Origin of the sequence: Nonomuraea sp. NPDC050227, assembly GCF_044459705.1 — a bacterium.
In the GTDB taxonomy this organism is placed as follows: Bacteria; Actinomycetota; Actinomycetes; order Streptosporangiales; family Streptosporangiaceae; genus Nonomuraea.
Genome location: NZ_JBITJF010000017.1, coordinates 215789 through 225883 on the forward strand (window position 1 = coordinate 215789; position 10095 = coordinate 225883).

21 protein-coding genes are annotated in these 10095 nt (G+C 67.9%); 1 reads left to right on the plus strand and 20 read right to left on the minus strand.

Going from position 1 to position 10095, the window contains the following annotated elements:
* Nucleotide 1 precedes the first annotated feature (1 nt).
* The 9 genes from ACIBK9_RS47325 to ACIBK9_RS47365 all read right to left on the minus strand — a co-directional run bounded on the left by ACIBK9_RS47325 (nt 2) and on the right by ACIBK9_RS47365 (nt 5028).
* Nucleotides 2-334 (minus strand): hypothetical protein, encoded by a 333-nt coding sequence (locus tag ACIBK9_RS47325; RefSeq protein WP_397165686.1) that lies wholly within the window; start codon nt 332-334, stop codon nt 2-4.
* Nucleotides 331-705: a hypothetical protein gene (locus ACIBK9_RS47330; protein ID WP_397165687.1), complete on the minus strand. Its 375-nt coding sequence runs from the start codon at nt 703-705 to the stop codon at nt 331-333. Before ACIBK9_RS47330 ends, ACIBK9_RS47325 begins: the two co-directional genes overlap by 4 nt.
* On the minus strand, nt 698-1093 hold the full coding sequence (locus ACIBK9_RS47335) for a hypothetical protein (RefSeq protein WP_397165688.1): 396 nt from the start codon (nt 1091-1093) through the stop codon (nt 698-700). Before ACIBK9_RS47335 ends, ACIBK9_RS47330 begins: the two co-directional genes overlap by 8 nt.
* A complete protein-coding gene (locus ACIBK9_RS47340) occupies nt 1090-1470 on the minus strand; it encodes a hypothetical protein (protein ID WP_397165690.1) in 381 nt (126 codons plus the stop codon). The genes ACIBK9_RS47335 and ACIBK9_RS47340 overlap by 4 nt, the downstream gene beginning before the upstream one ends.
* Nucleotides 1467-1805: a hypothetical protein gene (locus tag ACIBK9_RS47345; protein WP_397165692.1), complete on the minus strand. Its 339-nt coding sequence runs from the start codon at nt 1803-1805 to the stop codon at nt 1467-1469. Before ACIBK9_RS47345 ends, ACIBK9_RS47340 begins: the two co-directional genes overlap by 4 nt.
* Complete coding sequence (locus ACIBK9_RS47350) at nt 1798-2118, minus strand: hypothetical protein (protein ID WP_397165693.1); 321 nt, start codon at nt 2116-2118, stop codon at nt 1798-1800. The genes ACIBK9_RS47345 and ACIBK9_RS47350 overlap by 8 nt, the downstream gene beginning before the upstream one ends.
* Nucleotides 2119-2139: 21 nt before the next feature.
* Nucleotides 2140-3396, minus strand: a complete 1257-nt coding sequence (locus ACIBK9_RS47355) for a DnaB-like helicase N-terminal domain-containing protein (RefSeq protein WP_397165694.1) — start codon at nt 3394-3396, stop codon at nt 2140-2142.
* Nucleotides 3396-4409 carry a hypothetical protein gene (locus tag ACIBK9_RS47360; RefSeq protein WP_397165696.1) on the minus strand — a complete coding sequence of 338 codons (1014 nt, stop codon included), beginning with the start codon at nt 4407-4409 and terminating at the stop codon, nt 3396-3398. Before ACIBK9_RS47360 ends, ACIBK9_RS47355 begins: the two co-directional genes overlap by 1 nt.
* 100 nt (nt 4410-4509) lie before the next feature.
* Nucleotides 4510-5028, minus strand: a complete 519-nt coding sequence (locus ACIBK9_RS47365) for an endonuclease domain-containing protein (protein WP_397165698.1) — start codon at nt 5026-5028, stop codon at nt 4510-4512.
* Nucleotides 5029-5178: 150 nt separating this feature from the next.
* On the opposite strand from ACIBK9_RS47365, the gene ACIBK9_RS47370 reads away from it, so the two are divergent.
* Nucleotides 5179-5367, plus strand: a complete 189-nt coding sequence (locus ACIBK9_RS47370) for a hypothetical protein (RefSeq protein WP_397165700.1) — start codon at nt 5179-5181, stop codon at nt 5365-5367.
* 5 nt (nt 5368-5372) lie between these two features.
* On the opposite strand, the gene ACIBK9_RS47375 is transcribed toward ACIBK9_RS47370, so the two are convergent.
* The 11 genes from ACIBK9_RS47375 to ACIBK9_RS47425 form a co-directional block, all read right to left on the minus strand.
* Nucleotides 5373-5552, minus strand: coding sequence for a hypothetical protein (locus ACIBK9_RS47375; RefSeq protein ID WP_397165702.1), 180 nt, complete (start codon nt 5550-5552; stop codon nt 5373-5375).
* A gap of 497 nt (nt 5553-6049) precedes the next feature.
* A complete protein-coding gene (locus ACIBK9_RS47380) occupies nt 6050-6763 on the minus strand; it encodes a hypothetical protein (protein WP_397165704.1) in 714 nt (237 codons plus the stop codon).
* Nucleotides 6760-7176 (minus strand): hypothetical protein, encoded by a 417-nt coding sequence (locus ACIBK9_RS47385; RefSeq protein ID WP_397165706.1) that lies wholly within the window; start codon nt 7174-7176, stop codon nt 6760-6762. Before ACIBK9_RS47385 ends, ACIBK9_RS47380 begins: the two co-directional genes overlap by 4 nt.
* 28 nt (nt 7177-7204) lie before the next feature.
* On the minus strand, nt 7205-7516 hold the full coding sequence (locus ACIBK9_RS47390) for a WhiB family transcriptional regulator (RefSeq protein ID WP_397165707.1): 312 nt from the start codon (nt 7514-7516) through the stop codon (nt 7205-7207).
* Nucleotides 7513-7776, minus strand: a complete 264-nt coding sequence (locus ACIBK9_RS47395) for a hypothetical protein (RefSeq protein WP_397165709.1) — start codon at nt 7774-7776, stop codon at nt 7513-7515. The genes ACIBK9_RS47390 and ACIBK9_RS47395 overlap by 4 nt, the downstream gene beginning before the upstream one ends.
* Nucleotides 7776-8147, minus strand: coding sequence for a hypothetical protein (locus ACIBK9_RS47400; RefSeq protein WP_397165711.1), 372 nt, complete (start codon nt 8145-8147; stop codon nt 7776-7778). Before ACIBK9_RS47400 ends, ACIBK9_RS47395 begins: the two co-directional genes overlap by 1 nt.
* Nucleotides 8140-8547, minus strand: a complete 408-nt coding sequence (locus ACIBK9_RS47405; RefSeq protein ID WP_397165713.1) for a hypothetical protein — start codon at nt 8545-8547, stop codon at nt 8140-8142. Before ACIBK9_RS47405 ends, ACIBK9_RS47400 begins: the two co-directional genes overlap by 8 nt.
* Nucleotides 8544-8972, minus strand: a complete 429-nt coding sequence (locus tag ACIBK9_RS47410) for a hypothetical protein (protein WP_397165714.1) — start codon at nt 8970-8972, stop codon at nt 8544-8546. Before ACIBK9_RS47410 ends, ACIBK9_RS47405 begins: the two co-directional genes overlap by 4 nt.
* Nucleotides 8969-9187 (minus strand): hypothetical protein, encoded by a 219-nt coding sequence (locus tag ACIBK9_RS47415; RefSeq protein ID WP_397165716.1) that lies wholly within the window; start codon nt 9185-9187, stop codon nt 8969-8971. The genes ACIBK9_RS47410 and ACIBK9_RS47415 overlap by 4 nt, the downstream gene beginning before the upstream one ends.
* On the minus strand, nt 9184-9606 hold the full coding sequence (locus tag ACIBK9_RS47420) for a hypothetical protein (protein WP_397165717.1): 423 nt from the start codon (nt 9604-9606) through the stop codon (nt 9184-9186). The genes ACIBK9_RS47415 and ACIBK9_RS47420 overlap by 4 nt, the downstream gene beginning before the upstream one ends.
* A gap of 77 nt (nt 9607-9683) precedes the next feature.
* Nucleotides 9684-10091, minus strand: a complete 408-nt coding sequence (locus tag ACIBK9_RS47425; protein ID WP_397165719.1) for a hypothetical protein — start codon at nt 10089-10091, stop codon at nt 9684-9686.
* Between the last annotated feature and the right edge of the window lie 4 nt (nt 10092-10095).

A 10095-nucleotide genomic window follows, 5' to 3' on the forward strand; every position in this document is an offset into this window, starting at 1 on the left:
GCTACAGGGAGACCGGAGACGCCTCTTCTCGTCCCGTAGCGGCCTTCTGGGGCCCGCTAGAGCCGATCCCGTTCGAGTCGTCCCCCGCCTCCGCGTCGCTTCCGCCGAACAGCGCCCGGCACGCCTCCAGTGGCGACAGCCCGCCAGCAGTCAGCCGGTCCAGGTCAGCCACCACGTCCAGCTCCGCCGCCTCCACCTCCAAGACGGTGTCGGCGTACGTGGTGAGCATCGGGCTCGACTCGGCCACCTCGGAGACGACGACAGGAGCGGCGGGAGCGGTGTCGGCCCACGGGGCTCTGACGAGGCGGGCCGCCCACATGTCGAGGCCGATCACGTCGAGGTCCCGTTCAAGACCCGAGCCACAGCCAGAGCGTGGTGAGCGGTGTAGCAGCACGGGTCGTCGCACGGCTCGTGCAGTGGGTGGGTCGGCAGGCGGAACGAGTCGATGACGTGCGACGTCGTCTCCAGCCAGGAGGCGAGAGGCTCACCCAGGAGCGGGTTCGTGAGGACCATCCATCGTGCGTCGCCCTCGTAGAGGCGGTCCGCGACGCACGGAGCGCCGTACGGCTGCACGTCAGCGGAGATCACCGCGATGCCGACGTCAGCCATGCCCCACGGTCCACCATGCGCGTCAGCAGCCGCCTCGCGCAGCTTCGCGGCGGCGGCTCGCAGCTCGTCGCTGAGGGTCTTCTCGGTGTCAGCCACGGACGGACACCTCCTGCGGCTTCGTGTCGGCGAACATCCGCCCCGGACGCTCGAACGGCTCTCGCGGGCACAGCGTGAGTTGGCCGGGAGGGTCCGGGACCGGCGTCGGCTCGTCCGGCCCGCCGTCGTTCTCGTCGCGGAAGAACAGGCACGTGTACTGGTCGCCCAGGCGGAAGCCTTCCTTGCGCATCCACTCGGCGGGCGTCTTCCCGCAGTAGGCGACTCCGAGGATCGGGCAGGCGTTCTCGTAGTCGTCGTTGCGGGCGGGCTTGTCGTGGATGCAGCGCTGGCAGTTGTTGGTGATCCAGGCGTCGCCCTCTGTCGAGTTCGAGAACGGCGACCCTTCGGCGGCCTTCGCGTACACCTCGCCGTAGGTGGGTAGGCTCATGCCTTCGCCGCCTCTCGCGTCGGCCACCACTCGTCGTGCAGGTCCTGACGGCACAGAGCGCACCACTCGCCCTGCGTGCCGAACTCGCCGCACTCGCGGCACTCCTGGGAGCGCGCCGGGACCGGCACCTCGCCTGCCTTGGCCATGGCCACGCAGCTCGGGCACAGCCCATCCGGCAAGCTCTCCACACCGACGAGCCCGTCCGTGGCGTCCTTGAGCGCCTCCTCCGGCGCGACCGCCATCCGGTCGCACGCGGTCAGGCACAGCACGCCCGGCTCCGGGACGATGCCGAACAGCGACGGGATCAGATGCCGCCACTCCGGATCGGCGTTGGCGTAGGGGCTGTACGGATTCGGGGTGATCTTGGTGTCGCTCATGAGGCAAATCCCTTGTCTCCGTTGATGATCTGGGCGAGGCCGTTGGCGTACACGAAGTCGTCGCGCCGCTCACAGCCGTTGCAGCAGCCGTCCGGCTTGTCACAGGGCGGCATGTCGTACTGGCGGGCCAGCTCGTCCAGTAGGAAGACCAGCGCACCTGCCAGCGCTTCGGGGACCTGCTCGTCGCCGGGGTGCGGCAAGCCGCAGTTCAGGCAGGGGCCGGGGTGGGCGAGGGAGCCGTGCGGCGGCTGGATCGGGTAGCGGTGATCGCAGCGCAGCCGTCGAACCGCCAACCGCATCTGGTCAGCGGGCGTGTCGATCTTGGTGTCAGCCATGGTTAGGGGTCTCCTCTCTAGCGGGGGACGGGACAGGAAGCGCCGGCATTGGCTCGCCGCCCAGCAGCGCCGCCTTGTTCGGGCACTGGCTCAGCGGGACGCCCAGCGGAAGACCGTCCACGGCCAGGGCCGCCTTCAGGCGCTTGGCCCAGGTCTCTTTCAGGTCGGCCGGGTCGTAGTACTGCCGGTCGTAAGAGCCGTCGATCACCACGGCGATGTCGAACCCGCCGTGCGGGCTCTCGATCGCGATGACCTTCAGCCAGTCCTCGCGGATCTTCAGTAAGCCCGCAGTGGTCTCAGGAGGTGCCGTCACAGCAAGAGTCCTTTCAGGGCGTCAAGCGCTGGTTGCTTCTTCGACCGGGAAACCGCCGTCCCAGACGGCGCTCCACGGCCAGGGGCTGGAGCGTTCGAGGTGGTGCGGCCAGGCGCGTTCGTCGCGGTCGCCGCGGAACCGCTCCAGATGAACCCGGCTTGGCCTGTCCTTCGACTTGCGCAGGGCCAGCCCGAACTCAGGCCAGCGGGACCACACGCCGGACCCCATCGGGCGGAGAGAGCGCATGCCCTGCTGCTCCATCGGGGCGTGCGTTTCGAGCCACAGGGCCACACCGTGACGGGCACGGAACCCGTCGAGAATGCGGGCGACCTGCCCGTTGACGGTCTCGGCCTTCGCGTCGCCTTCGAGGAACGTCTTGTAGAGCGGCCCCATCGCGACGAACTCGGCGCGAGACTGCTCGATCACACGGTCCACCAGGTGCTGGTCGTGCGGCTTGCGAAGGTCGATGCCGCCCGGCCGGGTCCACCTCCACGCCCGGTCGTCGTCCCAGCCGGAGTGCTCCCGACCCAGGTTGACGAGCTGGCGCACCTTGCGCCGCACCAGAGCGGGCGGGTTCTCCAGGTCGATGTACAGGGTTCGCGCCGGCGGGATCCGCGTGTGCGGCGAGAAGGGGTGGACGCCGGCCGCGAGCTGGACGGCAATCTGCCGGGCCAGAGTCGTCTTGCCGGCGCCCTCGGAGGCCACGACGATGACGCGATCCATGCGCTCCAGCACGCCCGGGATCAGCCAGTCGTACTCGGTGTCGGCCTCGTCGATGAACGCGCCCAGCGTCGAGAACCCCTCGATCTGGTTCTCATCCGTCGCCAGCGCGCGAAACCGGGTCAGCGCGTCCTCGGTGGCGACCAGCATCTCGTCGGAGCTGATGGACTCGTTGTAGCCCTCCCCCGCGATACGGGACAGCTCCTGGATCGTGATCGCCTTCGTGCCCAGCTCGCGAACCCGGGCAACGTAGAAGCCCACGTTCGCAGCGGTAGGCACGAACGCCGCCAGGTCCGACAGGTACATGTCGCCACCGGCCTGACTCAGCGTCCCGGTCCTGTTGAGTTCGGCGCGCACCGTGAGCACGTCCACGGCTTCGCCCCGCCGGTACAGGTCGACGACGCCGCGGAAGATCAGCCTGTGCTGAGGTCGGTAGAAGTGATCCATCGACAGGTGGGAGAACACCGCGTGAGCCGCGTTCGGCGAGATCAGAGCAGCACCGAGGGCGGCCTTCTCGGCGTCGATGTCGTGGGGCAGCGCCCGGTAGTCGTCGTTCATCAGTTGAACTCCGCCGGGGCAGCCTCTTGGACGTCGCTCCAGGTCCAGGTGTCGTCTTCGTCGTCCTCGTCAGGCTCGTAGCGGTCATCGTTGAGCCAGGTGGATGGGTGCGGCGTGAACTGCTTGCCGCGACGTCGCCGCTCGGGGTCGTCCCGGTAGGCGGCGGCAGCCTCGATCACGACCTTCGGGTCCACGCCGGCCTTGATCGCCTTGCGCCATGCGGTGCGGGCGGACGGCTTGCCGACCTTGCGCGGGTAGTTCGTCCAGAAGGCGACGAAGTCGGGATCCTGGTCGCTGCCGCACTCGATCTTCGGCTTGGTCGGCAGCTCGATGAGAACGCCCTCACTCTCCGACTCCGAAGGAGGCGAAGGATCGTGAGGGAGAGTGACCGAAGTACGGTCTTTAACTTCTTCACCTACAACAGCAACAACAACGATGGGTTCGGCAATGGGTTGGGCCGAGGGTTGAACCAACCCTTCCGGAAGGGTCTCCGTGACCCTTGCCGTAACGCTTCGGCTAACCCTTGCGGGAACCGTTGCGGCAACCCTTGGCCTAAGGGTTTCGATAACCCTTGTGACCGACGCCCGCATGTCTTCGGCCTTCTTGCCGGACAACTCCTGGAGCGGAAGCCGCGCCAACTCCTCCGCCAGGGTGGCCCGGATGGCGGTCGACCGGACACCGACCGCCGCCCGCACGATGCTCGTCAGGACGTTCGGGGTCCGCCACGCGCCGTCATGGCGCACGTAGGAGCGGACCAGGATCTCGTCATGCTCGTCGTCCACGACGACGTACCTGCGGGCCTCCAGCACCTTCAGATCGGCCCGCAGCTCATCCACCGTGAACCCCGCGGCGCAACCCGTGAGACGGCGATCCGTCGTCGTCACCACGCCGGCGAAGTTCAGCTCCGGCTGACTGATCAGCGCGAAGTACAGCCACTGCTGGCCCCTGCTGAGGGACCTGAAGTCCGGGTCTGCCCAGATCTCGTTAAAGATCTTGGCGTAGCTTCCCGCCACGTTCGGCGCTCCAGTTGCTCTAGTAGGTCGTTCCGGTTCGGAGCTGGGCCGGTCTTCGGGGTTGCGCCACTTCAGTCCCCCTGATCACTCAGTTGTTCGATTAATGAAGAACGGTCAATGAGATGGGGCCGGACCAGGTGACCAATAAGGCCCACGAGATGATCCGGCCGCGACCGGGCGCCTGCCTCCAGCCGCTTCCTGTACGACCCCAGATGCGTCCTCGGTAATCGACGACCAGCGAGCCGTTCTTGGGCTCGGCAGGACCATGTGGGGTGCGTCCGAGTTCGGCCAGCCGGCGCGCGTACCAGGGGTTAGTGAGATAGGGCGTGGCGTCGAGATGCGCGGGCAGGTGCCACCCTGGCCGGTCGCCAATCAGGGTGTTGCAGTAGTTGCACAGCAGCCCGCGGACCGCCCAGTTGCCAAGGCCATAGTCGTGGTCGATGTAGAGCTTGCCGCCTGGGTTCTTCCGGGCGTGCGTGCCGCAGATCTCGCAGCACTGCTCGGTGTCAGCGAGCATCTGCTCGTACGTATCGCAGCTCAGGCGGTAGGTCAGGTGATGGCCCGTCTCGTGCGCGGGCAGAGTGCGTCTGGCGCTGGACTTGCAGGTGTTTTTGAGCATGCGAAATAGACCCCCGGTCTCGCGTGAACAAACGCCTATCTGCCAGGGCACTTGCCCTTGGCGTGGATATACACGACGATAGCGGGTGTGGATATACACGGCAACCTTGCGCTGAGCAGCGCTGTATATACAGCGCCTACCATTGACCTCGTGAAAGACACCCACACGCGACACCGCCCCATCCGGGTTGATGACGAGCTGTGGGCTGCCTTCGGCGCGATCGTGGGCGACCGCAACCGTTCCGCCGTGATCCGCGAGTTCCTTCGCTGGTACGTGGGCGAGCGAGGCGCCAAGCTTCCCCGCCCGCCCAAGGCTCCGACGGAGTCGGCCGACTCCTGACGTCTTCACGACGCCTCCCCCAGCCACGCCTCGACGCGGGCCCGCAACGGCTTCGACACGTGGCCGCGCCTCATCCACCGCACCTGATCGGACGTGCACTGGAGCTGGATAGCGATCCGCCACCAAGGCAGGTCCAACTCCTGCCGGCGGGCGTCGACCGCGGCGTACATCTCCTCGGGGGTCATGACGCCTGCCCCTCCTCTCGTGTCTGCTAGTTGTCAGGGCCGCCCGCCCGGTGCGGGCGGCCCTTCGTCGTTCGCTATGCCGGCGTCGAGCTCAGATCAGGTCTGGCCCGTCGGCTCGTCAGGACAGGCAACGGAGTGGCATGTCGCTGCACGGGTCGGAGCGGCCCCGGATTGTCGCCCCCGGCTAGATCTGGGATGGCAAGTCGGTGGCGGCCTGACAGGGGAAGGGTCGGGTTGTCGGGATGCGTACGGCGCGGCCAGGTATGGCATGTCGGGTGGGTGTGGAGCGGGTAGATGTGACGTGGCGTGTCGGTACGGCCAGACGCGGTGCACGGCTCGGGCGGGCGAGGCTCGTCGAAGCGGGCCGGGTCGGCGGGAGCGTGGCTAGGCACGAGGTGTCGGTGTGGCTTGGCGTGCGTGAGGCGGGGCTGGGCTTGTCGCACAAGGGTGGGCTAGCCGCATCCACGAGCGCGGCGTCGCAGTGCAGGAGAGCCATGTCAGATCCGCTCCCACGAGACCAGCTCGAACTTGCCGTCGGAACGACCACGGTCTGAGCCGACGCCGATGTCCTCGCCGCGCTCCCAGATGCGGCCCCACGCCTCGGCCGGCAGGAAGTCGTCGTGGACCTTCAGGGTGAACTCCAGCAGCGGCCTGTCGACGTACTCGACGCGGTTGATCGAACTGCGCGGCCCCTGCGGGGTCATCACGTGCTTGATCCGCTCCTCGACCCCGGTCGGCTCCTTCACGCCGAGACCGATGTAGATGTCCTCGACGAACACGCGCTCGGCCGCCGTCGACATCAGCCCCTTGCGGAAGCCCTTCGACACCGCGGACTTCCCAGGCCACTCCACGCCCGGGTAGGCGGAGTTCATGAACTCCTTCAGCGCGGCCTTCATGCACCGTCCCTCGTAGGCGAGCTCGCCCGTGTCGGGGATGCGCTTGAACCCGTTGACGGACGGAGCCGCATCGGATTCCAGCAGCGCGTCGGCCAGCTCGTCAGCGGACGGCTGACGGTCCTGGAACCGCTCGGTCAGCGTCTTCTGCGTGAGCTCCTGCAGATCCCGGTCGCCCAGCTCCATGCGGGTCTTCAGCCAACCCTTGATGACCGACGGGCTGGACGGCACCCCGCCCACGATCTTGTCCAGGACCTGCAGCCGCACCCGGTAGATGGCGACGCTGGACGCGGTACCGAAGATGTCGACGGCGCTCACGAGGCCACCTCTCCCTTGATGACGCTGATCGGCTTGCCGGACATGAGGGCCTTATTGGTCTCCTTCAGCCGGCTGTTGGTGCTCTTGAGCTCGTCGACCTTCGCTTCCAGGTCCTGGATACGGCGCAGCGCCGGGTCGGCCGGGGCCAGGTCTTCGAGCGACCCTTCAGCGAGCATGGCTCGGGTCTCTCGGACGGCTTGGCGTGCGCGGCCGTAGTTCACGACCGCGGCTTGCACGGCCGTCGTCTTCTCGATCGTGCGGAAGAGGTTGAACAGCTCGCGGGGCGTCTTGCCGTAGACCGTCTGCCCGGTGATGGCCTCGATGTCCGCGCGTAGCGACGCATCCTTGCGGATCATCTCCACGACGGAGTCGAACTCGTCGGGGCTGTAGTCCTGCGGTTTACGTGAACCCATGGCAAAGTCCTTGATCTTGGATGGGGGGTTAGGTGGCGGCCTTCGCCGCGGCACGAAGCGCGGCCCGCTGCTGGCGCCGCTTGAGGGCCTTGCGCTCGTCCTCCGTGGTGGCGCCCCACACGCCGGCTTCGCCGAGCTGGAGAGCCCACTCCAGGCACTGGCTGATGACGGGGCAGTTGGCGTTACAGAATGCGACCGCTTCCGTCTCGCGGATGTAGGCAGAGACGGCCTTCTCGCCCGCGGGGCCGAAGAACAGGACTGGGTCAACGTCTCGGCAGGCAGCGCGCTGCCGCCATCCGTTCCCGCTGCCAGCCTTGTCGGTCAGACGCGCGCTCCTCACCGGTCCTCCTCGAACACGTCGTGGAGGTCGACCGGGTAACGCTCAGCCTCGCCGCGGAACACCTCGCGCAGGACCCTCTGGTGGCGGTCCAGGCCCGGGTTGTAGGCCGGGTCCGCCATCTCCTCCACAGGGAGGGAGCGGCGGAACATCCACGCCACAGCGGCGACCGTGAGGAGGACCGTGATCACACCACCGGCGAGGAGCCACGTGCCGCCCGAGGCGGTGTTCAGGAACGCGGCGATCTGCTCCAGCGTGTCCATCACTCACCGCCCTCAGAGGCCGGGTGGAACAGGTCGCGGATCTCCTTGACCGCGAAATCAAGCCGCTCAGCGCGGGCGCTCTGCCCGTTCAGGGCGTCGCGTACCGTCTGCAGTTCGGCGATACGGCGTAGAGCCGCTCTCATCAGCCCGCGTGTCCTGGCCGACGTCTTGTCGGCACGGTCCTTCTGAGCGTCGTAGCGGCTCCTCAGATCCGCCACCTCGGCCTTGAGGCGGTCCACCTCGGCCAGCAGGTCCGTGCGGTCCCGGTAGGCGGACGTGCGGCGCATCAGCCCCTCGGTGATGTAGTCCGCTACCTCGGCTTCGTTGCGGCGGATCTCGGCCAGGCGCTCGGACGTCATCGGCTCAGGCATCGGTGCCGCCCTTCTCTGCCTGAGCGGCCTCAGGAGTGCACTTGTGGGCGGCGATCTTGGTGACTATCTCCGCGACGCTCGTGCCAGCCGTGATCTGCCCCATCGACTCCTCGCAGGTGCCGCAGGTCAGCCAGTGGTAGCCGTTGTCGCCGTTGATGTAGTCGCAGGCCGCTCCGGCGGGCAGCACGATCGGGTCCGTCTCGCCCTCGACGACGACCGCCCGGAAGTGCTGGGCGTTCTCCGTGTCCGGATCTCCGTCATCGCTGATCGGCGTGACCGTGATCCGAACGGCGCTGCTGCCAGGGATGGCGTTCACGTCCACCCACCGGTTGAGCACTTCGTTGACGTCGTCTCCACCAGTGAGCGCGGCGGCGACCTTCTCGGGGGTGATCTCGCTCATGCCAAACCATCCGAGTGAGCCTGAGTGGACGCGGGCCGGAGGATCGCGTGCAGGTCGGTGGCGAGGACCATCGGCGTGCCGTTGTCGTACACCACCTGGCAGGCGTCGATCTTGCGAAGCTTGTCCCGCGCGGCGTCCAACTCCGCCAGCAGGGCCCGCATGTCCTCCCATGCGTGGGAGATGAACGCGGCGTCGGCCTCGTCCGGCCAGTACTCGGCGTACGGGGTGTTGCACTTGGCGGCCTTGAGGATCTGCTTGTTCATCACCTGCTCGGGGATGAACCCGTCCGCTTGGGCGGGGATACGGCCCATGACGCCGTGGAGGCGCCAGGTCCGGTCGGACTCGTCGAACCACCACGGGCCCTCGGTCGCGTTCAGGAAGCGCTCACGGATCTGCGCGATCGGGTCGGGGGTCTCGGTGCTCATGCTGCGTCCTTCGAGGAGTCGTAGGGGTTGCGGCGGAAGGGGATCAGGTCGTCGGCCACGGAGACCGGGGCGGTCGCCTGTCGCGGGCGGGAGAAGTCGTCCACGACCTGCTCGCCTGGAGCGGCGAGCACCTGCCAGAAGCGGCGGCGACGGTGGCAGCCCGTGTGGCGGGCGAACGGAGCGGCAGGTAAGGCGGCGAGGTGGCGGCTGGTCATGACTCGCCCTGTCCGACGCTCTGAGGCTGCTGGCACGACTCGCCGGCGGGCACCCACCAGCCGTCCACCTCGTGGACGAAGCCATGCGTCTCCGCCCACCTCATCGACCCGCCGCAGTGAGCGCAGGTCTCGGCGTGGCCCAGCGCGATGGCCGGGTCGATCGGCCAGCGCTGCGGCTGATCCGACCCGGCGTGCTCGCCGAGTCCCTTGGTGTAGCTGTCGCGGGACGCTTCCAGTAGTTCCCGGACCGCCTTCGCCCCGGCGGCCTCCTGCAGGTAGTGGGCCTCCGCCTCGATCAGGCGGGCGATTTCGGTCTCGACGAGCTTGACCGTGTCGCGCAGGTACTGGGCGGACCGGTCCGTGAGGGGCAGCGAGGCGGGCTGGAACTGGTCGAGCAGGGCCGTGTACGGCTGAGTCATCGTGGATCTCCTGGGGTGTGTTGAGGTCTTGGGAGAGCCGCGCCCGCCCCCGAGCGGGCACGGCAGGGAGGGAAGGTCTAGAAGGGAGGCTTGGAGTCGATCGGCTCCCACGGGTGGGCCGAGAGCATCCGCCGCCACAACTGGGCGGCGTTCGTCGCTGTGTCCTTCTCGGCCGTCTCGACGTCGCGGTAGAAGACGGTCTTGCCAGGCTCGGGAGGCTCGTTGCGGGAGACGGTTCCCGCCCACTCCTCGCGGGTCGGCAGCGCCTCGAACTCGGCGATCCGCCGGCGGGCCTCACGAAGCTCCGCGATCAGAGCGGGCACCTCCATGTACACCACCTGCCGCCACGCGAGAGGCCCGCCCGGCTCGTTCGCGAGGTCGTACAGCTTCTCCAGGTTGTCCAGATCGAGCGGCGGAACAGCCTGCTCGTCCGGCTCCGGCTCTCGGTCGTCGCCCGGCTCGTACAGGTCGTCTACGTGCGTCATGGCG